Here is a 21,243-nt window from a genome sequence, read left to right as displayed (position 1 = left end):
AGGAGAGAGCAGGGGATGAAGGCTTACAGCATCAAGCGGGCGGCGTTGTGCGTCGCCCTCGGGGCGTGTCTGGGCGTAGTGCTGCCCGGCATCGCGATGGCACAGAACGTGAGCGGTGCAGTCGCCGGCCGTGCAACCGCCGGTGACCAGGTGACCGTGGTCAGCAGCAGCACCGGCCTGACCCGTACCGTCACCGTAGGCGCCGATGGCAGCTACCGCCTCGGCCAGCTGCCGGTGGGCGACTACCAGCTGCAGCTCAGCCGCGATGGCCAGAAGCTGGGCGACCAGGTATCGGTGAGCGTTGCCGTCGGCGGTACCACCACGGTCAATCTGGGCAGCGGCGGCGGTGTCACCAACCTGGATGCACTGCAGGTGGTTGGCACCCGCGTGGTCAACCGCGTGGATGTGTACTCCACCGAAACCTCGTTCAACATCAACCGCCAGGAGATCTCGCGGCTGCCGGTGGCGCAGGACCTGTCCGCGGTCGCGCTGATGGCGCCGGGCGTGGCCGGCGGCAACTCGTCATTCGGAGGCCTGTCGTTCGCCGGTTCATCGGTGGCCGAGAATGCGGTCTTCATCAACGGCCTGAATGTCACCGACATGTATACCCGTCGTGGCTTCAGCACCGCGCCGTTCGCCTTCTTCAAGGAATTCCAGGTCAAGACCGGTGGCTACTCGGTCGAGTTCGGCCGCTCCACCGGTGGCGTGATCAATGCAGTGACCCGTTCGGGCAGCAACGAGTTCGAAGGCGGCGTTGAAGTCACCGCCGAGCCCAGTGCGTGGCGCGCCAGTGGCGGCGATCATTTCCACCGCGACGGCACCCCGCATTCCTACGGAAGCCGCGACAACAACTCCTTCCTGAAGACCAACGTCTGGGGCTCGGGACCGATCGTCAAGGACAAGCTGTTCCTGTTCGCGATGTACGAGGACCGCAGCGACAAGGGCCACAACACCTCGTCCGATGGCAGTACCTGGTTCAAGAACGACTCCGGCAACGGCTTCTGGGGCACCAAGCTGGACTGGAACATCAACGACAACCACAGCCTGGCGCTGCTGGCGTTCTCCGACGAGGGCGATGTCACCAACGCGTCGTACGGCTACAACTGGAATGCGGACCGGATCGGTTCCTGGGGTGGCGACTCGGTCACCGAGACCGGCGGCCGCAACTGGTCGGCCACCTACACCGGCCACTTCGGCCAGAATTTCACCGCGCGCGCCATGGTCGGCCAGAACAAGCAGCGTGCCTTCACCAACTCGTCGCTGGACCAGGCCTGCAGCCCGGTGTTCACCGACAGCACCTACGGCCCGCGGCTGGGCAAGCTGCAGGGGCTGCGCGCGGGCTGCCACCCGACCGGCGCGGCGGTGGCCGAGCGCGATGACACCCGCGATGTCGCGCGCCTGGATTTCGAATGGCAGCTCGGTGATCACCTGCTGCGTTTCGGTGTCGACCGCGAACTGATGACCACCAAGCAGTCCACCCGTTATCCAGGGCCGACCGAGCTGAGCTACACCGCCTACGTGGCGCGCCCCGGCGATGAAGTGTGGGATGGCGCCAACGCCTACGTACCGGCTGGCGTCACCGAGATGCTGCGCGCTCGCAACCGCCGCTCCGGCGGCACCTTCGAGACCGAGGCCAATGCCTTCTATCTGGAAGACATCTGGAACATCACCCCGAACCTGATGCTGAACCTCGGCGTGCGCTGGGACCGCTTCGAGAACCGCACCGCTGCCGGCAAAGCGTTCATCAAGATGGACGACCTGATCGCGCCACGCGTCGGCTTCTCGTGGGACATGCGCGGCGATGGCAGCACCAAGCTGTTCGGCAACGCCGGCCGCTATTACCTGCCGGTCACCAACAACATCAATGTGAACTTCGCCGGTGGCCTGACCGACGAATACAGCTATTACGTGCTGAACGGCTGGGAGCAGAAAACCTCGCCGACCGGTTCGCCGTACATGGCACCGATCGTCGGCCAGCAGATCGGGCCGACCGACACCCGCATGAACACCGGCGGTGCCGACCTGCGCCAGAGCGTGGACCGCGACCTGAAGGCGGTCTACCAGGACGAATACATCCTGGGCTTCCAGAACATGATCAACCAGGCCTGGTCGTGGGGCGTCAATGCCACCTACCGGCGCATGACCCGCGCGCTGGATGACATCCGCATCAACTACACCCCGTGCGGCCCGACCCCCAGCACGCTGTGGCCGATCGCCAACCCGGGCGAGAGCCTGACGATCTGGGGCGACAAGAGCATCGGTTGCGCCAACGAAGGCTGGATCACCATCGACACCGCCAACAGCGGCTATCGAAAGGGCGGCAGCGGCGAGGTGATCGGTTACTCCAAGCCCAAGCGCACCTACAAGGCGCTGGAGTTCCAGATCGACCGCGCCTGGGACGAGAAGTGGATGTTCAACGCGTCCTATCTGTGGTCGAAGAGCGAGGGCAACTTCGAAGGCCCGGTAAACTCCGATACCAACTACGGCGACACCGGCATGGTGCAGTTCTGGGACCACCCGGCCACCAATGAACGCTATGGGGTTCTGTTCAACGATTTCCGCCATCAGTTCAAGCTGCGTGCCGCGTATGCGCTGAACAAGCAGTGGTCGTTCGGCACCACGCTGCAGGTGCAGTCCGGTGGCCCGATCACCGCCTACGGCGTGATGTGGCCGAACGACTCCATCGCCGGTGGCAGCACGTCCAGTGAAGGCAGTGGTGGTGGCACCGGTTGGCTGTGCGTGGCCAACTGTTCGGGCCCGTACAACCAGCGCCAGTTCGAGTACAGCCCGCGCGGCGCGTTTGGTCGCCTGCCGTGGACCTGGACCATGGGCGCCAACGTGACCTGGCGCCTGCCGGTGGAGGGCATCGACCTAAGTGCCCGGTTGTCGGTGTACAACCTGTTCAACAACCAGAAGACCATCAACGTGCACCAGCGCTACGAGGCGCAGCCCGGCCAGTATCGCGAGGCGACGTTCGCTACCGGTACGCGCTGGCAGGCACCGCGCTACACCCAGCTGGTGGTGACCTGGAACTTCTGAGGCCACGATCCGCGCCGTCCACCGTGACGGCGCGGGCAATGGAGGAGCTGCCCGCATGCACCACCTGCTGATCCTCGCGGCGGCACTGGCCGCACCGTCCGCTTCGTCGGCCGACAGTGCAGCCATCCAGGCCGACATCGCGACCGTGGTCCGGGCCGAGCATCTGCCCGGGCTGGCGTTGGCGGTGGTCGAGAACGGACAGGTGGTCCATCGCCATGCAGAGGGGGCGCGCGGCGATGGCGGCCGCATCAACGAGGACACGCTGTTCAAGATCGCCTCCAACAGCAAGGCGATGACCGCTGCGTTGCTGGCGCGGTTGGTGCAGCAGGGCACGCTGCGCTGGGATGATCCGGTGCAGCGGCATCTGCCGGGCTTCCGCATGCACGATGCGTGGGTGGGCGAGCAGATGCAGGTGCGCGACCTGCTGATCCACAACAGTGGCCTTGGCCTGGGCGCCGGGGACCTGATGCTGTGGCCGGAGCCGAACGCGTTCACCCGCGCCGACATCATCGCCGGCTTGGCGCATCTCAAGCCGGTCAGCAGCTTCCGCAGTCACTACGCCTACGACAACCTGATGTATGTGGTGGCCGGCGAAGTGGCGGCGGCAGCGGGTGGCAAGCCGTATGACCAGCTGATGCGCGAGCAGGTGTTCAAACCACTGGGCATGACGCGCTGCCAGGTGGGTGCGTGGTCGGTGAAACACGTGGGCAACGTGGCACAGCCGCATGCCTGGCGTGGTGAACGCAACGAAGTGGTGAACGCCGATGCTGCGATCAGCCCGGACCTGCCCTCGATGGCGGCGGGAGGCATCCGTTGTTCGCTGCGCGACATGACACGCTGGATGCAGGTGCTGCTCGATCCCGCGCTGGTGCCGGACTGGCTGGGCAGCGAGCAGCGGCGCACGCTGTGGACCCTGCACATGCCGATGCCGTTGGGTGAACGCCAGCGGCGCTGGGACAACGCGCATTTCTACGGCTATGGATATGGCTGGCGGGTGTCGGACATGGACGGGCAGTGGAAGGTGGCGCATACCGGCACGTTGTCGGGCATGTACTCGTCGGTGGCATTGCTTCCTGACCGCAGGGTCGGCGTGGTGATGCTGATCAACGGCGAAGGCGAGGATGCACGCACGGCGCTGATGCAGGCCACGCTGAAGCGCTTCACCGCACCAGACGATGCGCGCCCGGCGATGGAGTACCTGGCCGAACTGAAGGCTGACCGGGCAGCGCAGGCAGCATCTGGTCATCAACGGCCAGCGACCACCGCCGCACCGCCGGCACGCGGCAATGACCTGCCGCATTGGCAGGGCCGCTACTCCGACCCCTGGCTGGGCCCGGCTTCGCTGTGCCCGGGCAAGGATGGCCTGCGCTTCAGCGTGGACAAGTCGCCCCGACTGCAGGCCACGGTGCTGCAACTGCAGGGGCACTGGCTGCTGCGCTGGGATACGCTGGGTGACGAGACGCAGGCGTGGCTGCAGCCGGGCGAGGGCCCGGCGCCGACACTGGACCTGCGTGCCATCGATCCGGACATCGACTTCAGCTATGACTTCCAGGACCTGCATTTCACTCGTACTGGCGACTGCCCTGGCGGCGACCGCCGACGCCGCTGAGCCACCGCGCGTTTCGCCGGCCACCGATGCGGCCAGCGCCGGATTGGTGGAAATCCGCACGTTGTCGCCAGGCATCGACATGGACATCCGATACGCCAATGCCAACAACTTCACCGGCGCGCGCGTGCCCGGCTATGAGGCGCCATCCTGCTACCTGCTGGCGCCCGTGGCGAAAGCGCTGGCGCAGGTAGAACAGGATCTGCGCGCGCAGGGCTTTGGCCTGCGCCTCTACGACTGCTACCGGCCGGTGCGCTCGGTGCAGGCCTTCATGGCCTGGGTGAACGATCCGCGCGAACTCTCGCGCAAGGCACAGCAGTACCCGGACCTGGACAAGCCACGGCTGCTGGCCGACGGCTACATCGCCGAGCGTTCTGGCCATAGTCGTGGCGCCACGGTTGATCTTGGCCTGCTGGATTGCCGCACTGGCGCCTGCACGCCGCTGGACATGGGCACCGACTTCGATTTCTTTGGCCCGCGCGCGCATACCCGGACGAGCGGGCTGAGCACTGTGCAGCAGGCGAACCGCCAGCAGCTGGTGCAGGCGATGGCGCGCCGTGGCTTCGTCAACTATCCGCAGGAGTGGTGGCACTACACCCTGCAGCCCGAACCGGATCCCGGCACCGCGTACGACGTCCCGGTGCGGTAGGGGTATCGGCAGGGCTGCGCCCTGCACCCGCGGTAGTGCCGGCCGCTGGCCGGCAACATCAGACGCAACAGCAACAGCGTGCGTTCCGTGGGTTGGCTGGGCGGTGCCGGAGTGCGGGGACGCCGTAAATCCGTCCATGGAGGCTTGGCAGCCGCATCCATGCGGCTGACACCCCGCACTCCGGCACCGCCCAGCCTCTGACAGTTTCCCGCGCGGTCCGTTGTAGAGCCGAGCCCATACTCGGCTGCTCTTTGTTCATCGGCTGCTTTTTGTTCAATCGTCGAGATACTCGATTTCGATGGAGATTCATCCACGCATGGCGTGGATCTACTGGGGCTACCGGATTGGGTCCGGGGCAGATCCCTTACACTGGCCGCCTCTTCATCCCTGCCCACCCGATGAACCTTCCCCTGCACTTCGGCCTGCTCGGTACCCTGGAAGCCGGCGCCATCGCCCTGCTGGTCGGGCTGCTGGTGTACTTCCTGTGGTCGCAGCTGTGCCGGCTCCTGCACTGGACCGCGGGTCACGCGATCGGGTGGTCCTGTGTCATCGCCGTGATCATCTCCGCCGGCATCGATGCATGGAAGCTGTTCTACATGGGCATCGTGCGGCTGGAGTCGCCGCTGTACGCGCGCCTGTTCCTGGCAACCATCCACGATCCGAACGAACTCGGCAGCCGCGTGGTGCTGCAAATCGCCGGTGCGCTCGCCGGTGTTGCGCTCGGCTGGGTGTTGTTCAGTTCGCGGTCATCGGAAAAAACCGTCGACTGACGCAGGTTTTTCGTTGGTTGCCGGTTAAATCCGGCAGCGCTGAATGCGCATCTTATGAGCTGCTCACTTGCTGCTAACCACCGCGCTAATGCATGCGCGGGGGCGAGTGGTTAATGGTGCGTGTTGACGCGGGTCGCGGGGCAAAATCGATTCAGAAACGGAGTGGCAGGGTAGGTGCCGTGCGGAGACAACACGCCGCGCAACACCACCCAATTGGCAGGAGACACCCCTGATGACTATTCGCAACCGCAAGCCCCTGATCGCCCTGATCGTCGCCGCTGGCAGCGTGCTGGCCATTCCGGCGATGGCCCAGTCGGCCAAGCAGCAGGCGGCGCATGCGCAGAACGAGGCCGCACAGGCCCAGCAGGCGGCTGCACAGGCCGGCCAGGCTGCCGACCAGGCGACCAACGCTGCCGCAGCCGCATCGGCGCAGGCCAACGGCGGTGGCCAGACCTGGGCCAGCATCGATACCGATGGCAACGGCACCATCAGCAAGACCGAGGCGCAGGTGAACGCGGGCCTGGCCCAGGTGTTCGACCAGGCTGATACCAACAAGGATGGCGAGCTGAGCGCCGATGAGTACAAGGCCTATGTCGCCGCCCAGCAGGCCGGCGCCGGTGGCGCAGCGCAGGGTGCGCAGGGCAGGTAAGACCTGTATCGGGGCGTATGGGAACCCGGGCGGCTTCGGCCGCCCGGGTTTTTTTCGTCACCACGGCCCCTGTATCCTTGCGCGATGAACACCTCCACGCCTGCGCCGTCGAGCGCCATCGGCCTGGTCGGTTTTGACGGTGACGATACGCTGTGGAAGAGCGAGGACTACTACCGCAAGGCCGAGCAGGACTACCTTGACCTGCTGTCGCGCTACGTCGACGTGCACGACACCCAGACTGCGCGCCACCTGCTGGAAGTGCAGCAGCGCCACCTGGGCACCTTCGGCTACGGCGTGAAGAGCATGACGCTGTCGATGATCGAAGCGGCCATCGACATCACCGGGCAGCGCATCGAAGCGAAGGACATCCAGCGCATCCTGGATATCGGCCACGACACCCTGCGCCACCCGGTCGAACTGATCGACGGTGTGCGCGAAGCGGTGGCGGCCATCGCCGAGCACTACCCGGTGGTGCTGATCACCAAGGGCGACCTGTTCCACCAGGAAGCGAAGATCAAGGTTGCCAACCTGGGCGAGCTGTTCCCGCGCATCGAGATCGTCTCGGAGAAGGACCCGGAAACCTACGCCCGCGTGCTGGCCGAGTTCGACCTGCCGATGCAGCGCTTCGTAATGGTCGGCAACTCGCTGCGTTCGGACATCGAGCCGGTGGTTACCCTGGGTGGCTGGGGCGTGCATACCCCGTACGCGGTGACCTGGGCCCACGAGACCCAGCACGGCGTGGCCGACGATGAACCGCGCATGGTCACCGCCGACACCGCCCACGACTGGCCGGCCGCACTGGCGGCGATCGAAGCCAAGGCCGCTGCGGCGGCCTGACAGGGCCCGGCGGCTGCGGCAGAATCGGGGCATGAATTACCGACTGCGCGTGTTGCTGTTGTCCCTGCTGCTGGCGCCGGCCACCGTGCTGGCCCAGCAGACCGCCGAGCGTTCGGCTGCGTATGAGGTGGCAACCGGCGACAGCTGGGTTGATGCCCAGCTGCAGGACATCAACCATTACGCCGAACGCTACCCGGATGCCTTTCTCGATGAGGTATCGCGCTATGCCGACGTGCCCCGTGGCTACATCAGCGCGCTGTTCACCACCCATGGCTGGCAGGCCGGGGACATCTACTTCGCCTGCTTCTGGGCCAAGGCCAGCGGCCAGACCTGCCGCGACAGCGTGCGCGCCTTCAGCCAGGACCCGGACGGCGGCTGGGAAGCGGTGGTGAAGCGGATGCCCACCAATCCGGACAACCTGCATTACCGTGCCGTGCGCCACGCCATCGTGGCCAGCTACCAGCATTGGGACCGGCCGATCACCCTGGATGCCACCCTGAAGCGCCAGCTCAAGCGGTAGTGCCTGCCGCTGGCCGGTAATTGCACCCTTCCAGGCATCCGGAGATTGCCGGCCAGCGGCCGGCACTACCGGTTTGTTTCATGTTGCTCTGCATATCGCCGCCACCGCGCGCTCCGGCGACAATACGGGTCCGAGCTGTTCCCCCGTTCCCGTAATCGAGTGACTGATGAGCGCCTCTTTGGTTTCGCCTGATGTGATCCGCCGCCTGTTCGCACAGGCCATGTCCCGCATGTACCGCACCGAAGTGCCGCTGTACGGCACGCTGGTGGAACTGGTGGAGCGGATCAACGCGCAGGTGCTGGAGCAGGACCCGGCGCTGGCCGCGCAGCTGCAGCGCAACGACGAGCGCGCACGCCTGGATGAAGAGCGCCACGGCGCGATCCGCGTGGGCACCGTGCAGGAACTGGCCACGCTGCGCCGCCTGTTCGCCGTGATGGGCATGTACCCGGTCGGCTACTACGACCTGTCGGTCGCGGGCGTGCCGGTGCATTCCACCGCGTTCCGCCCGCTCACCGGCGCGGCGCTGGCGCAGAATCCGTTCCGCGTGTTCACCTCGCTGCTGCGCCTGGAGCTGATCGAAGACGAAGCGCTGCGTGCCGAATCGGCGAAGATCCTTGCGCGCCGCCGCATCTTCACCGACGGCGCGCTGGCACTGATCGACCAGGCCGAGCGTGACGGCGGCCTGTCGCAGGCCGATGCCGAACGCTTCGTCGACGAAGCGCTGGAAACCTTCCGCTGGCACGGCGATGCCACCGTCGACCTGCCGACCTACCACGCGCTGCACAACGCGCACCGCCTGGTGGCCGACGTGGTCAGTTTCCGTGGCCCGCACATCAATCACCTGACCCCGCGCACGCTGGACATCGACGCTGCGCAGGCGGCGATGATCGAACACGGCATGGCCGCCAAGGCGGTGATCGAAGGCCCGCCGCGCCGCGCCTGCCCGATCCTGCTGCGCCAGACCAGCTTCAAGGCATTGGAAGAGGCCGTGCATTTCCCGGGCGGCGAAGGCGGCGATGCCGGCACCCATACCGCGCGCTTCGGCGAGATCGAACAACGCGGCCTTGCGCTCACCCCGAAGGGCCGCGCGCTGTACGACCAGCTGTTGTCCCAGGCCCGCGATGCCGGTGGCGAAGGCAGCACCGGTGGCGACTACGGCCAACGCCTGCAGGCGGTGTTCGCCAGCTTCCCGGATGACCATGACACGCTGCGCCAGGAAGGACTGGGCTATTACCGCTACCAGCTGACCGACGCCGGCCGTGCCGCGCCCGAGCGCGTGGCGGATCTGCCGGCTGAAGTGCTGGTGGCCGCCGGCCTGGCCACGGCCGACCCGATCGTCTATGAGGATTTCCTGCCGGTCAGTGCCGCGGGCATCTTCCAGTCGAACCTGGGTGGTGAAGAACAGCGCGCCTATGCCGCACATGCCAACCGCGAGGCCTTCGAGCAGGCGCTGGGCGTGGCGGTGAATGACGAATTCGAGATCTACGAGCGGCTGGAGGCCGAATCGCTGGCGAGCCTGCGCATCGCGTGAAGGTAGAGCCGGCCGCTGGCCGGCTGTTGGGGAAGCCGGCCAGCGGCCGGCTCTACCCGATTCCGTAGCTGGGGTCAGAGCCCTTTCCTGTGGAAAGGGATCCGACCCCGACGTTGCGCATGATCGGGGTCAGATCCCCTTTTGGTAGAAAAGGGCTCTGACCCCCAACGCAATCAGCCCTTCATCGTTCCGGTATCCAGCCAACGCTGGTGCCACGACAGCGCTTCCGGCAGCAGGTGCGGGGTGTGCTTGCCGTAGCTCTCGCGGCTGGCGCGGTCGAAGTAATCCTGCAGCTGCGGACGGAAATCCGGATGCGCGCAGTTGTCGATCAGCACCTGCGCGCGCTTGCGCGGGGTCAGGCCACGCAGGTCGGCCAGACCCTGTTCGGTGACGATCACCGACACGTCGTGCTCGGTGTGGTCGACATGGCTGGCCATCGGCACGATCGCCGAAATGGTGCCGTTCTTCGCGGTGGACGGGCTCAGGAACGCCGACAGGAAACCGTTGCGGGCGAAGTCGCCGGAACCGCCGATGCCGTTCATGATCCGCGTGCCCATCACGTGCGTCGAATTGACGTTGCCGTAGATGTCCACCTCGATCATGCCGTTCATGCCGATGCAGCCCAGGCGGCGCACCAGTTCCGGATGGTTGGAGATTTCCTGCGTGCGCATGATGATGCGCTCGCGGTAGAAATCGATGTTCTCCTTGAACGTCTCGTTGGCCTGCGGGCTCAGCGCGAAGCCGGTGCACGAGGCATAGCTCAGCACGCCGTCGCGCAGCAGGTCGAGCATGCCGTCCTGGATCACTTCGGTGAACGCGGCCAGGTCGCGGAAACCGCTCTTGGCCAGGTCGGCCAGCACCGCGTTGGGAATGTTGCCCACGCCCGACTGCAGCGGCAGCAGGTTCGGCGGCAGGCGGCCCTTCTTCACTTCGTGCTTGAGGAACTCGATCAGGTGCGAAGCGATCTGCTCGCTGGTCGCATCGATCGGGCTGAACGGGCTGTTGCGGTCCGGGCCGTTGGTGCGTACCACGGCCACGATCTTGTCCGGGTCGCAGCGCAGCGCGGTGTCGCCGATGCGGTCGTTGGCGTTCACCAGCGGAATCGGTTTGCGGTGCGGCGGCAGCGCGGTGCCGTAGTAGATGTCATGCATGCCGTCGACGCCGGCCGGCTGCCATTCGTTGACCTCGACGATCACCTTCTTCGCCAGGTCCAGCCAGGTCTTGTTGTTGCCGACCGAGGTGGAGGGCACCAGCGAGCCATCCTCGCGGATGGCCGAGACTTCGATCACGGCGGTATCGATCTCGCCGTAGAAGCCGAACCACACGTGCTGGGCAACGTGGCTGAGGTGGATGTCGATGTAGTCCAGCTTGCCCTCGTTGATGCGGTTGCGCGCATCCGGGTCGCTCTGGAACGGCATGCGCATGGCGATGCCATCGGCCTTGGCCAGCGCGCCATCGAGTTCCGGCGCGGTGGAGGCGCCGGTCATCAGCTTGATCTGGAAAGGGTTGCCCTGGGCATGCACCGCTTCGATGCGGCGGGCCAGTTCGACGGGAACGGCCTTGGGATACCCGGAGCCGGTAAAGCCGCTCATGGCCACGGTTTCACCGGGCTGGATCAGCGCGGCTGCGGCCTCTGCGGAGACCACGCGGTCACGGAGACGCGCGTTGGCGATGCGATCAACAGACATGACGACACGTGTTGCTGGGGGGAATTCCGATTATCGGCCATCCTCATCCGTACGGGGGGTTCTACCTTCGTGGAATGGCTTTTCCCCAGGGACTCACCCAAACCCGTCGGTTTTGTTTTGCAGTGCAGCGTGCAAAGTGCTTTCGCAGCCCGCACGATGGCCCTGCATCCCGACGTGGGGGAGGGAGCAGAGCCCGCTGGCAGTTCGCTGCAAGCGGGCTTTTTTATTGCCTGTCGCCCAGTATGAATACGCGGCCTCCATTGTTGGTAATGCCGGCCGCTGGCCGGCAGATCCGTTGACTTGGTAGTGCCGGCCGCTGGCCGGCAGATCCGATGATGCTGCCGAAGGTTACCGGGGTTGCCGGCCAGCGGCCGGCACTACCGGGTCCGTTGCGTCCCGACCGGGTCGATACAATCAGCCCATGACCCTCGCCCCCGCTGATCTGCCCGCCTCCCTGCAGCCTCTTGTCGACCGCGCCCTGGCGCGCCTGGCCCAGGTCCTGACCGAGCCCATCCCGGCCGACCTGCTGCCGTTGCTGACCCGGCTGGCGGTGGCCAGCGACTTCGCGCTGGACACCCTGGTGCGTCAACCCGCGCTGCTGGCGCAGCTGGCCGCGCCCGGCTGCCCGCCGATCCCGGCGCCGGTGCTCGACCCGCTGCAGCCCAGCGACTGGCCGGCACAGCTGCGGCGCTGGCGTGCGGCGATGTCCACACGGCTGATCTGGCGCGACCTTGCCGGGCTGGACGACGTGGCGCAGACCCTGGCCGGCGCCACCACCCTGGCCGAAGACTGCCTGCGGCTTGCGCTGGAGGCCCTGCAGCAGGAATTCGCCCAGCGCCACGGCGTCATCGCCGATGACCAAGGCACGCCGCAGCAGCTGGTCGTGTTCGGCCTCGGCAAGCTGGGCGGCGGCGAGCTCAACTTCAGTTCCGATATCGATCTGGTCTACGCCTATCCGCACGGTGGTGAATCCGACGGCCCGCGCGCGCTGGCCGCCGAAGAGTATTTCGCCCGCCTCGGCCAGCGCCTGGCCAAGCTGCTGGACGAAACCACCGTCGATGGCTTCAGCCACCGTGTCGACCTGCGCCTGCGCCCGTTCGGCAGCGCCGGCCGCGTCGCGCTGTCGTTCGCGGCGATGGACCAGTATTTCCAGCGCGAGGGCCGCGACTGGGAACGCTACGCGTGGCTGAAGGCGCGCGCGGTGGCCGGCGATATCGCCGCCGGTGAAGCGTGGCTGCAGACCCTGCGCCCGTTCGTGTACCGCCGCTACCTCGATTTCACCGCGCTCGATGGCCTGCGCGAAATGAAGGCGGCGATCACCGCCGAGGTCGCGCGCCGCGAGTTGCACGAGGACATCAAGCGTGGCGCCGGTGGCATCCGCGAAATCGAATTCCTGTGCCAGGCGTTGCAGCTGATCCGCGGTGGCCGTGAACCGGCACTGCGCGAGCGTCGCCTGCTGGTGGCGCTGGATGCACTGGTCGCCGCCGGACAGATCGCGCCCGAGGATGGCGCCGCACTGCGCGAGGCTTACCTGTTCCTGCGCCGGCTGGAGAACCGCCTGCAGATGCTGCGCGACGCGCAGACCCACGTACTGCCCAGCGACGCGCTGGACCGCGAACGCATCGCCGTCGGCCTCGGCCATGCGGACTGGAACGTGCTGCGCGCGGCGTTGGCCGAACAGCAGCAGCGGGTCAGTACTGAATTTGCCGCGCTGCTGGCGCCGCGCAAGGGCCAGGCCGCGCCCGACGCGCTGGCCAACTACTGGCGCAGCCTGCCCGAAGGCAGCAACGCACCACTGCTGGCCGAAGCCGGGTTCCTCGATGCCAACGGCGCTGACCAGTCGCTGCGCGATTTCGCCCAGGGCACCGGCGTGAAGTCCTTGTCCGATGCGGCGCGTGCGCGGCTGGATCGCGTGCTGCCGGCACTGCTGCATGCGGCCACGCGCTCGCCACAACCCGACGCCGCGCTCAAGCGTGTGCTTGGCCTGCTGCAGGCGGTGCTGCGCCGGACCAGCTATCTCGCGCTGCTGGACGAGCAGCCCAGTGCGCTGGCGCGGCTGGTCGATGTGCTGGCGCGCAGCGCGCTGCTGGCCGAGCGCCTGGCGGCGTATCCGCTGCTGTTGGACGAACTGCTGGACGTACGCGTGTCCGGGCCGATGCCGGATGCCGCCGGCATGCTGGCCGAGTGCCAGCAGGTGTTGGCGGTGGAGGATCCCGAATCCGCGCTGCGCTGGCTCAACGAAACGCGGCTGGCGCTCAGCTTCCGCATGGCGATGGCTACGCTGGATGGCCGCCAGGGCGCGGTGGACAGCACCCGGCAACTGGCCGAGCTGGCGCAGGCGGTGGTGGTCACCGTGCTGGCGATGGCCGAAGCGGACATGCACGCCGCACACGGCGGGATTCCCGGCGGACGTTTCGCGATCATCGGCTACGGCAGCCTGGGTGGGCTTGAACTGGGCTTCGGTTCCGATCTGGACCTGGTATTCCTGCATGACAACCCGGCCGGCGTGGATGCCAGTGATGGCGCGCGGCCGCTGGAGCCGGGCCGCTGGTATGCACGCCTGGCGCAGAAAGTGATGGCCCTGCTCGGCGCGGTCACCGCCGCCGGCCGCCTGTACGACATCGATGTGCGCCTGCGCCCGGACGGTGGCAAGGGTTCGCTGGTGTCTTCGCTGGCCAGCTACACCGAATACCAGCGCGAACGCGCGTGGACCTGGGAACACCAGGCGCTGGTGCGCGCGCGTGGCGTGGCCGGTGATGCCAGCCTGCTGGCCGACTTCGAGCAGGTGCGTGCACAGACGCTTGGGCGTGAGCGCGACACGGGCGTGCTGTATGCCGACGTGCTGAAGATGCGCGGCCGTATGCGCACCGAGCTGGACCGCAGCGATGCCGCTCGACTGGACCTGAAGCAAGGTGCCGGCGGCGTAGTGGACCTGGAGTTCCTGCTGCAGACCGGCGTGCTGGCACGCAGTGCGCAGCATGCGGCGCTGCTGCAGCCTCGCGATACGCCGTCGTTGATCGATGCGCTGGCGGTTGCCGGTTTCCTGCCGGATGCCACCGCGCAGGCGCTGCATGGCGCGCACGCCACGCTGTTGGACGTGGGCCTGGCCTGCACGCTGGACCGGCGCCCGCGGTTGGCGCCGACCACGCCCGCGATTGAAGAGGCGTGTGCCGCGATTACGGCAGCGTGCAGAGCCGCGGAGCTGCCGTTCGCCTGAGCGGGGGCAAATGCTGCAACCACTTTGGGTGGGTGCGGACCGTTGGTCGGCACCCGCCGGATCAATGGCCCTGAGATGGCCCGCTTCTGGTAGGTGCCGACCGTTGGTCGGCACAATCTGTCGGCAGCGATGAGTTCTGCAGGGCGTGCCGACCAACGGTCGGCACCCACCGAATCAATGGCCCTGCGATGCCCGCTTCTGGTAGGTGCCGACCGTTGGTCGGCACAATCTGTCGGCAGCGATGAGTTCTGCAGGGCGTGCCGACCAACGGTCGGCACCCACCGGATCAATGGCCCTGCGATGCCCGCTCCTGGTATGTGCCAACCGTTGGTCGGCACAATCTGTCGGCAGCGATGAGTTCTGCAGGGCGTGCCGACCAACGGTCGGCACCCACCGGATCAATGGCCCTGCGATGCCCGCTCCTGGTAGGTGCCGACCGGTGGTCGGCAAAATCTGTCGGCAGCGATGAGTTCTGCAGGGCGTGCCGACCAACGGTCGGCACCCACCGAATCAATGGCCCTGCGATGCCCGCTCCTGGTAGGTGCCGACCGTTGGTCGGCACAATCTGTCGGCAGCGATGAGTTCTGCAGGGCGTGCCAACCAAGGTCGGCACCCACCAGAGCATGTGCGGTCAGCTGGTGGCCCGCAGCGGCGCCATCTTCCACAACAATGCGCGGAACGGGGCCAGCAGGCAGACGCCGATCGCCAGCTTCACCGCCAGGTCGCCGGTGGCCCAGCTCACCCACGGCAGGGCGGAACCGGCAAACGCGATCGACCAGAAAATGGTGGTATCCACCGTCGCGCTGCAGGTGGTGGCCACCATCGGTGCGCGCCACCAGCTGCCACGACGCAGGCGGTCGAAGACGGTGATGTCCAGCAGCTGCGCCACGATGAAGGCCGAGCACGAGGCAATGGCGATGCGCGGCGTGGCCACCCACACCGACAACACCACCGCCACCAGGAAGCCGATCCACGCCACGCGGCGCGCCGGGCCCGGGCCGAAGCGGCGGTTGATCAGGTTGCTGACCAGGAACGCGACCGGATAGCTGAAGGCACCCCAGGTCAGCCAATCGTTGATCGGGTACTGCACCAGTACGTTGGACAACAGCACCACCGCGCCCATCGCCAGTACCGCCAGCACCAGGGCGCGGGCGGTCAGCGGGGCAAAAAGAGGGGCAGGACGCACGGACATGGCGAGCCAGGGGGACAAAGGGGATCGCCCATTATCCGCCCGGCCCGCGTCAAAGCCAAAACCGGTCGTTCAGCTTTACAGCGCTTCGCTCATCACATCGCCAGCGGCGTAGGCGGTGGGCACGTAAGCCAGTGCCTGGCCCTGCGCGCTTTTCACGGTCCAGCCGGCACCGGCTTCGGTGGGGTCGAAGTGCACCTGCTGGCCGACCACGAAGCCTGCCGCCTGGTCTTCATGCACGTGCGCCGGCCAGCGCAGGGTGGCGGTCTGGTCGGCTTTGTCCGGCACCTGCAGCTGTACCTGGCGCTCGCCCTCCGGCGTGGTCTCCACCTTCTTCACCTCCATCGGCGGCAGCGGCACTGCCTTGGTGCGCGTGGCTCGGCCGTTGCGTTCGCTGGCCTTGAACGGCGCCTTGGACAGTTCGGACAAGCCCATCGAGGCCGCCAGTGGCAACGACAGCACCACGAACGATGTCACGATCACGCTGGCCTCGCTGCTGTTCAACTGCGGCGCGGCGCCAGCATGGACAGTGGGCACCAGCAGCACCGAGAGCAGCAGGGCGGACGCGGGAATGCGCAGGCAACGGAACATGGAGACCTCCTGGTCAACGTGGGGGCGGCGGCTCAGCGCCGGGTATCGAAGATGTCGCGCGGGCCGGTGGCCTCGGGCAGATATTCCAGCGGGCGGCCCTGGTTGTCCTTCACCTGCCAGCCCTGGTCGGTGCCGGTCGGCTCGAAGTTCACGGTCTGGCCCACGGTGAACTGCACGGCGGGATCGCCGGGGCGCTTCGGCCACTGCATCGACGCGGTGTTCTGCGGGTTGTTGGCATCACGCAGCAGTACTTCGCGGCGGCCGTCGACGGTGGTGGCGATGGCGCTCACCTGCATCTGCGGCAGCTTCACCGATGCGCCGTGGCCGGGCGGCAGCCCGGCATCCCGGGCTTCCTTGGCAGCGGCGGCGCGCGCCGAAGCCACCAGGGGCGCGGACATTTCCAGGCTCGGCCCCTGCGGACCCGGGTCCTGCAGGATGATGATGCGGCGTTCGGCATGGGCGGTGTTCGCGCCGAGCAGGCCGGCAATGATCACCATCGACATCAGGGAAACAGGCAGCGGACGCATGTCGTTCTCCTCGCGGGATTCAGGGCGTGGCGGCAGCAGCACCGGCCACCGGCACATGGGGGATCACCAGTTCCTGCTGCAGCTGGCTGCGCTGGTGCAGGAAGTCGAATACCGATTCCACCGTCACCACCGAATAGTTGCCGGAAATGCGTTCGCCGGCGGGGTGGTCGGTGGTGGTGGCGTTTGCAATGAACAGGCGCGCACCCACGCGCTTGCCCAGGCCGATATGCAGCACGCTGGGCTGGTACTTCTGCTGGCGCAACCACTGCTGCGCCTGTTCGCGCTTGACGATGGCCGGCGCACCGTCGGCCTGTGCCATCGCTGCCGCCAGCACCTCCAGTACCCACTGGTTGGAGTTCTGGTAGTCGGTGGCGAACGGGTAGGCGACCACGTTGTACTTGGTCTCGTGCAGCGCCTTGGACTGGATCGACGGCGACACGAGCATCGCCTTCAATGCAGCACGCAGCGGCGCCGACGGCACGCCGATGCGCAGGTCCGTATGCCCGCCGCTCTCGCCGACGAAGTTGCCCAGGCCCTCGTGGTACAGCTGCGAGCTGTCGGTCTTGCAGCGGTTGAGCAGGTGCATCGCGCGCCAGCGGCCGTCGTCCTCGCGCAGCAGGAAGGCCAGGTGGCTGTGGCGCAGGCCGTAGCGGCTCAGGTCCTGGCCACCGCGCGCGGCGACCACCACGTCCACATCGGGCAGCGCGTCCAGGCGTTCGGCGGTGGTCCAGGCCACGTCCAGCATCGCCGCCTGCGACGCCACGCTCGGGTAGCGTTCGCGGCACTCGGAACTGTTGGCCCAAGCGGGCGCGGTCACCAGCAGGCTGGCGATCAGCAGCACGGCGCGGGGCAGGCGGGAAAAACGATCCATGTCGGTACCTTCAACGGCGGGCAGGCCCGCGCGCCGATCATACGCCGGTCAGCGCAGCGGGCGGTCCAGGCCCTTGCGCTGGAGTTCCTTGTCACAGGCGTCGCTGATCGGGGCCACCGGCAGCGGCGGGCGCTGACCAGTCTTCGGATCGCGCAGCGCCGGCTGTTCGCGGTACGCGTCCAGCTGCTGCTGGCATTGATACGAGATCGGATCCAGCTCGGTGGGCGTGGTGGAGCAGGCGGCGAGCAGGGCCAGGGGCAGCAGGAGCAGGGTGCGCATGAAGACGTTCAGCGTGATGGGGGACGCTGGACTCTAACCGCACAGTCGGATCGAAATGTTCAGAAAACGCTGCGCACCCGGTAGTGCCGGCCGCTGGCCGGCAACGTCAGGATCTTCGGTAGCGCGTAGAGCATTGCCGGCCAGCGGCCGGCACTACCCCAATGCCAGACGCTGTTTCACTTCCGCGGCCACCCGCGCGGTCTCGCGCAGTGGTTCGATGCGGTCGTACTGCCAGTCCAGCCAATGCGCCTGCAGCCGCCCGCGCTCGCGCAGCTGCTGCTGGAAGCGCGCCAGCCGGCCTTGCGCGGTATCGGCCAGCGCCACCATCACCGGCATGCGCGTGGCGCAGGCTTCAGACAGCAGGTTCACCGAATCGGGCGAGACCACCACGCGGTTGGCCCAGCCGAGCAGGCCGCCATAAGGATTCGTACCGTCGCCGCCGTCGCCCCAGATCACATGCGGCAGGTCGGCGAACGTCGCGCGCAGGATCTCGGCCAACGCCGGCGGCGTGCGTCGCGAGGTGGTCGCCAGCAGGCTGCCGCCTTCGCTGCGGATCTGCCCGGCCAGCGCCTGGAACACGCCCACCATCGCCGTTTCATCCCACGGCGCCAGCGGCGTCGGTCCACCGACAAGCAACGCGGTGCGCGGGCCGGGCAAGGTACTGAAGCCGGCGAACGCGGCGCGGCCCCAGGCCAGCCAGTCGTCGTCCACCGGGTTGAGGCTGCCGAGCAGGGTCAGCACGTTGCTGCCACGCAGGGCATCGTGTTCGGGCACCACCACCACATCCCAGTGGCGTGCGCCGATGCGCGGGTCGAGGATCTGCACCACCTGGCTGCCACGTGCGCGCAGCACGCGCAGTGCGCCGGCGGCCTGGCGGCCACAGCCGATCGCCAGCGCCGGGGCCTCGGCAGCCAATGACGCGAAAGCCTCGCCATAGCCGTTCACATCACCCGGCAGGCGCCGCGGCGACAGCCAGCGCCAGGGTGCGCGGGGCTGCAGGACCAGCGGTCGGTGGGTGCCCTGGCGCAGCGCCGAGGCCAGCGCGACCGCTTGGCGGACATTGCCCGCACGGCCGTCAGTGACCGTCCATGGCGCGCTCGATCGTTTCACCATTGGCATTAATTCGTTTCAGCCCTGCTGGGTGTTGCAACAGTCGCGACACTCTACACTGCGGCTCGTCGTTTCGCCCCGCGCCGCCCGCGGGCACTGACTTCCCTTAGCCGCCCTGGAGATCCACCGATGTCCCACGCGCTCGACGCTGCTGCCCTCGACCAGCTGTTCCGTACTGCCCGCACCCAGAACGCCTTCCTCGACAAGCCGGTCCCGGCCAGCCTGCTGCAGGAACTGTATGACCTGGTGAAGTGGGGCCCGACCGCCGCCAACACCACGCCCGCCCGCTTCGTCTTCGTCACCTCGAAGGAAGCCAAGGCCAAGCTGGCCCCGGCCCTGTCCGAAGGCAACCACGACAAGACCATGGCCGCTCCGGTCACCGCCATCATCGGCTTCGACCTGGACTTCCACGAGAAGCTGCCGTACCTGTTCCCGCACACCGATGCCAAGGCCTGGTTCGACGGCCCGCAGGAAGGCCGCCACGAAGCCGCCCTCCGCAACGGCAGCCTGCAGGGCGCCTACCTGATCCTGGCCGCACGCGCGCTGGGCCTGGATGCCGGCCCGATGTCCGGCTTCGACCCGGCCAAGGTGGACGAAGCGTTCTTCGCCGGCACTTCGATCAAGTCGAATTTCCTGGTCAACCTGGGTTACGGTGACCCGGCGGGCCTGTTCCCGCGTCTGCCGCGCCTGTCGTTCGACGAAGCGGCGCGCATCGCGTAAGTCGTTGTATCGGTTTCGGGCCTGCTGTCCCGTGGCAGGCTCTTGCTGCACCGTGTACCCACCCTACGATCCGGAGAGTTCCTCAGATGAGCGCCACCCGTAAACTGCTGCTGCCGCTGGCCCTGACCCTGGCCATCGCCGCCTGCTCCAAGCCGGCCGACACCGCTGCCCCGGCTGCCGATGCCGCCGCCCCGGCCACCACCGAACAGGCCGCCACCCCGGCCGCCGATGCCGCCGCTGCCGCGCCGGCCGCCGAAGCGATCAAGATCGCCTCGGGCACCTACAAGCTGGACCCGACCCACACCGACGTGCTGGCCCAGTGGAGCCACTTCGGCTTCTCCAACCCGAGCGCGCACTTCGGCAACGTCGAAGGCACCCTGGTGTACAACGCCGAAGACGTGACCAAGTCCACCGTGGAAGTGAAGCTGCCGCTGAGCGGCCTGAACAGCTTCACCGCCAAGTTCGACGAGCACCTGAAGAGCGCCGACTTCTTCGACGCCGCCAAGTTCGCCGATGCCACCTTCAAGAGCACCAAGGTGGAAGCCGCTGGCACCAACAAGCTGACCGTCACCGGTGACCTGACCATCAAGGGCATCACCAAGCCGGTCACCCTGGACGTGACCGTCAACGGCGGCGGCGAGCACCCGATGGCCAAGGTTCCGGCCGCCGGCTTCGATGCCACCACCACCCTGAAGCGCAGCGATTTCGGCGTCGGCGCCTATGCCCCGAACGTCAGCGATGAAGTGAAGATCCGCATCACCACCGAAGCCACCGGCGAAAAGCCGGCGGCTTGATGCACCCCGCTCACTCGTCGTGAGAAGGCAGAAGGCCCGCTGAAAAGCGGGCCTTCTTTTTGGGTGCCGGTAGAGCCGGCCGCTGGCCGGCTGCATGCGGGGTGCCCGATGCTGATGGGGTTGCCGGCCAGCGGCCGGCACTACCCGGTAGACGCCAACCTGCATCTGGTGGGTGCGGACCGTTGGTCCGCACGATCCCTCAGCGCAACGCGCCCAACCATGCCACGCACGCTTCGCTCGGGCTCTGCTTGGCCTTCACTGTCAGCCCGCTCACGCGCACGAAGGTCTGCGCGGCCTGCGCCACCACCTGGCGTGCGATCAGCGCCGCCTGCTTGGTCGCGGCCTGCTGCTTGCGCAGCTGCACGATGTGCACCGACGGCCGGCCCACCGGCGCGTATTTCTGGTCGCGGCGCAATACATCGGCCACCTGCGCCACTTCGAATTCGGCCTGCAGGTAGCGGTGCTGTGCCTCCACCAGCTCACGCAGCGGCGTGCGCAGTGCGGCGGTGTCGGCGAAGGCGGCCAGCGCCGCGTCGCAGGCGGCGTCATCGGCAAAGCGGGTACGCAGCGCATCCACGCTGGCCAGGGTCAGTTTGGCCATGTGGGCCTCGTCGCTGCAGGAAAGGAGCGCGATTGTCGCATTGCTTGGCGTGTTC

At 67.3% G+C, this 21,243-nt stretch carries 19 protein-coding genes; 11 read left to right on the top strand and 8 right to left on the bottom strand.

Annotation, left to right across the window (positions count from 1 at the left end; genetic code table 11):
- Window positions 1-15 precede the first annotated feature (15 nt).
- The 8 genes from AC5P78_RS14740 to hglS all read left to right on the top strand — a co-directional run bounded on the left by AC5P78_RS14740 (window position 16) and on the right by hglS (window position 9,601).
- Window positions 16-3,039, top strand: coding sequence for a TonB-dependent receptor (locus tag AC5P78_RS14740; protein WP_183153731.1), 3,024 nt, complete (start codon window positions 16-18; stop codon window positions 3,037-3,039).
- 55 nt (window positions 3,040-3,094) lie between these two features.
- The gene (locus AC5P78_RS14735; protein ID WP_049397775.1) at window positions 3,095-4,648 is read left to right on the top strand and encodes a serine hydrolase domain-containing protein; all 1,554 of its coding nucleotides are present in this window, start codon (window positions 3,095-3,097) and stop codon (window positions 4,646-4,648) included.
- Window positions 4,581-5,294, top strand: a complete 714-nt coding sequence (locus AC5P78_RS14730; protein WP_099596239.1) for a M15 family metallopeptidase — start codon at window positions 4,581-4,583, stop codon at window positions 5,292-5,294. The genes AC5P78_RS14735 and AC5P78_RS14730 overlap by 68 nt, the downstream gene beginning before the upstream one ends.
- 398 nt (window positions 5,295-5,692) lie before the next feature.
- Window positions 5,693-6,064 (top strand): hypothetical protein, encoded by a 372-nt coding sequence (locus AC5P78_RS14725; protein WP_183153732.1) that lies wholly within the window; start codon window positions 5,693-5,695, stop codon window positions 6,062-6,064.
- Between the two features lie 232 nt (window positions 6,065-6,296).
- Window positions 6,297-6,713: an EF-hand domain-containing protein gene (locus AC5P78_RS14720; RefSeq protein WP_005407824.1), complete on the top strand. Its 417-nt coding sequence runs from the start codon at window positions 6,297-6,299 to the stop codon at window positions 6,711-6,713.
- Window positions 6,714-6,797: 84 nt separating this feature from the next.
- The gene (locus AC5P78_RS14715) at window positions 6,798-7,550 is read left to right on the top strand and encodes an HAD family hydrolase (protein WP_049448571.1); all 753 of its coding nucleotides are present in this window, start codon (window positions 6,798-6,800) and stop codon (window positions 7,548-7,550) included.
- Window positions 7,551-7,581: 31 nt separating this feature from the next.
- Window positions 7,582-8,070, top strand: a complete 489-nt coding sequence (locus AC5P78_RS14710; RefSeq protein WP_049448574.1) for a hypothetical protein — start codon at window positions 7,582-7,584, stop codon at window positions 8,068-8,070.
- Window positions 8,071-8,236: 166 nt separating this feature from the next.
- On the top strand, window positions 8,237-9,601 hold the full coding sequence (gene hglS, locus AC5P78_RS14705) for a 2-oxoadipate dioxygenase/decarboxylase HglS (RefSeq protein WP_414498617.1): 1,365 nt from the start codon (window positions 8,237-8,239) through the stop codon (window positions 9,599-9,601).
- 173 nt (window positions 9,602-9,774) lie between these two features.
- Here hglS and scpC read toward each other — a convergent pair whose 3' ends face one another.
- Window positions 9,775-11,289 carry a succinyl-CoA:acetate CoA-transferase ScpC gene (gene scpC, locus AC5P78_RS14700; protein ID WP_138970210.1) on the bottom strand — a complete coding sequence of 505 codons (1,515 nt, stop codon included), beginning with the start codon at window positions 11,287-11,289 and terminating at the stop codon, window positions 9,775-9,777.
- Between the two features lie 421 nt (window positions 11,290-11,710).
- Here scpC and glnE point away from each other — a divergent pair, with 421 nt between their 5' ends.
- On the top strand, window positions 11,711-14,506 hold the full coding sequence (gene glnE, locus AC5P78_RS14695) for a bifunctional [glutamate--ammonia ligase]-adenylyl-L-tyrosine phosphorylase/[glutamate--ammonia-ligase] adenylyltransferase (protein WP_414498658.1): 2,796 nt from the start codon (window positions 11,711-11,713) through the stop codon (window positions 14,504-14,506).
- Window positions 14,507-15,137: 631 nt separating this feature from the next.
- Here the strand turns inward: glnE and AC5P78_RS14690 are convergent.
- The 6 genes from AC5P78_RS14690 to AC5P78_RS14665 all read right to left on the bottom strand — a co-directional run bounded on the left by AC5P78_RS14690 (window position 15,138) and on the right by AC5P78_RS14665 (window position 19,076).
- Window positions 15,138-15,698 (bottom strand): queuosine precursor transporter, encoded by a 561-nt coding sequence (locus AC5P78_RS14690; RefSeq protein ID WP_111174409.1) that lies wholly within the window; start codon window positions 15,696-15,698, stop codon window positions 15,138-15,140.
- Between the two features lie 75 nt (window positions 15,699-15,773).
- On the bottom strand, window positions 15,774-16,286 hold the full coding sequence (locus tag AC5P78_RS14685; protein WP_049397247.1) for a hypothetical protein: 513 nt from the start codon (window positions 16,284-16,286) through the stop codon (window positions 15,774-15,776).
- A 32-nt stretch (window positions 16,287-16,318) separates the two neighbouring features.
- Window positions 16,319-16,813 carry a hypothetical protein gene (locus AC5P78_RS14680; RefSeq protein ID WP_005407832.1) on the bottom strand — a complete coding sequence of 165 codons (495 nt, stop codon included), beginning with the start codon at window positions 16,811-16,813 and terminating at the stop codon, window positions 16,319-16,321.
- A gap of 19 nt (window positions 16,814-16,832) precedes the next feature.
- On the bottom strand, window positions 16,833-17,684 hold the full coding sequence (locus tag AC5P78_RS14675; protein WP_060380533.1) for a DUF2145 domain-containing protein: 852 nt from the start codon (window positions 17,682-17,684) through the stop codon (window positions 16,833-16,835).
- Between the two features lie 48 nt (window positions 17,685-17,732).
- The gene (locus AC5P78_RS14670) at window positions 17,733-17,963 is read right to left on the bottom strand and encodes a hypothetical protein (protein ID WP_005407834.1); all 231 of its coding nucleotides are present in this window, start codon (window positions 17,961-17,963) and stop codon (window positions 17,733-17,735) included.
- Window positions 17,964-18,116: 153 nt separating this feature from the next.
- Window positions 18,117-19,076, bottom strand: a complete 960-nt coding sequence (locus AC5P78_RS14665; protein WP_005407835.1) for a mitochondrial fission ELM1 family protein — start codon at window positions 19,074-19,076, stop codon at window positions 18,117-18,119.
- Window positions 19,077-19,202: 126 nt separating this feature from the next.
- Between AC5P78_RS14665 and AC5P78_RS14660 the strand changes: the two genes are divergently transcribed.
- On the top strand, window positions 19,203-19,793 hold the full coding sequence (locus AC5P78_RS14660; protein WP_005407836.1) for a malonic semialdehyde reductase: 591 nt from the start codon (window positions 19,203-19,205) through the stop codon (window positions 19,791-19,793).
- A gap of 86 nt (window positions 19,794-19,879) precedes the next feature.
- A complete protein-coding gene (locus AC5P78_RS14655; protein ID WP_005407837.1) occupies window positions 19,880-20,587 on the top strand; it encodes a YceI family protein in 708 nt (235 codons plus the stop codon).
- Window positions 20,588-20,786: 199 nt separating this feature from the next.
- Here AC5P78_RS14655 and AC5P78_RS14650 read toward each other — a convergent pair whose 3' ends face one another.
- Window positions 20,787-21,188 carry a hypothetical protein gene (locus AC5P78_RS14650; protein WP_138970212.1) on the bottom strand — a complete coding sequence of 134 codons (402 nt, stop codon included), beginning with the start codon at window positions 21,186-21,188 and terminating at the stop codon, window positions 20,787-20,789.
- Window positions 21,189-21,243 lie beyond the last annotated feature (55 nt).

Source organism: Stenotrophomonas sp. YJH_SMC_133, from assembly GCF_059370655.1.
This window is presented reverse-complemented; position numbering and strand designations above follow the sequence as displayed.

Excerpts from the sequence above, each read along its gene's own strand:
- AC5P78_RS14665 (WP_005407835.1), bottom strand. The coding sequence starts at position 19,076 with ATGGTGAAACGATCGAGCGCGCCATGGACGGTCACTGACGGCCGTGCG.
- AC5P78_RS14715 (WP_049448571.1), top strand. The coding sequence starts at position 6,798 with ATGAACACCTCCACGCCTGCGCCGTCGAGCGCCATCGGCCTGGTCGGT.
- AC5P78_RS14720 (WP_005407824.1), top strand. The coding sequence starts at position 6,297 with ATGACTATTCGCAACCGCAAGCCCCTGATCGCCCTGATCGTCGCCGCT.
- AC5P78_RS14670 (WP_005407834.1), bottom strand. The coding sequence starts at position 17,963 with ATGCGCACCCTGCTCCTGCTGCCCCTGGCCCTGCTCGCCGCCTGCTCC.
- AC5P78_RS14680 (WP_005407832.1), bottom strand. The coding sequence starts at position 16,813 with ATGCGTCCGCTGCCTGTTTCCCTGATGTCGATGGTGATCATTGCCGGC.
- hglS (WP_414498617.1), top strand. The coding sequence starts at position 8,237 with ATGAGCGCCTCTTTGGTTTCGCCTGATGTGATCCGCCGCCTGTTCGCA.
- AC5P78_RS14655 (WP_005407837.1), top strand. The coding sequence starts at position 19,880 with ATGAGCGCCACCCGTAAACTGCTGCTGCCGCTGGCCCTGACCCTGGCC.
- scpC (WP_138970210.1), bottom strand. The coding sequence starts at position 11,289 with ATGTCTGTTGATCGCATCGCCAACGCGCGTCTCCGTGACCGCGTGGTC.
- AC5P78_RS14690 (WP_111174409.1), bottom strand. The coding sequence starts at position 15,698 with ATGTCCGTGCGTCCTGCCCCTCTTTTTGCCCCGCTGACCGCCCGCGCC.
- AC5P78_RS14740 (WP_183153731.1), top strand. The coding sequence starts at position 16 with ATGAAGGCTTACAGCATCAAGCGGGCGGCGTTGTGCGTCGCCCTCGGG.
- AC5P78_RS14730 (WP_099596239.1), top strand. The coding sequence starts at position 4,581 with ATGACTTCCAGGACCTGCATTTCACTCGTACTGGCGACTGCCCTGGCG.
- AC5P78_RS14660 (WP_005407836.1), top strand. The coding sequence starts at position 19,203 with ATGTCCCACGCGCTCGACGCTGCTGCCCTCGACCAGCTGTTCCGTACT.
- AC5P78_RS14685 (WP_049397247.1), bottom strand. The coding sequence starts at position 16,286 with ATGTTCCGTTGCCTGCGCATTCCCGCGTCCGCCCTGCTGCTCTCGGTG.
- AC5P78_RS14735 (WP_049397775.1), top strand. The coding sequence starts at position 3,095 with ATGCACCACCTGCTGATCCTCGCGGCGGCACTGGCCGCACCGTCCGCT.
- AC5P78_RS14710 (WP_049448574.1), top strand. The coding sequence starts at position 7,582 with ATGAATTACCGACTGCGCGTGTTGCTGTTGTCCCTGCTGCTGGCGCCG.
- AC5P78_RS14650 (WP_138970212.1), bottom strand. The coding sequence starts at position 21,188 with ATGGCCAAACTGACCCTGGCCAGCGTGGATGCGCTGCGTACCCGCTTT.
- AC5P78_RS14675 (WP_060380533.1), bottom strand. The coding sequence starts at position 17,684 with ATGGATCGTTTTTCCCGCCTGCCCCGCGCCGTGCTGCTGATCGCCAGC.
- AC5P78_RS14725 (WP_183153732.1), top strand. The coding sequence starts at position 5,693 with ATGAACCTTCCCCTGCACTTCGGCCTGCTCGGTACCCTGGAAGCCGGC.
- glnE (WP_414498658.1), top strand. The coding sequence starts at position 11,711 with ATGACCCTCGCCCCCGCTGATCTGCCCGCCTCCCTGCAGCCTCTTGTC.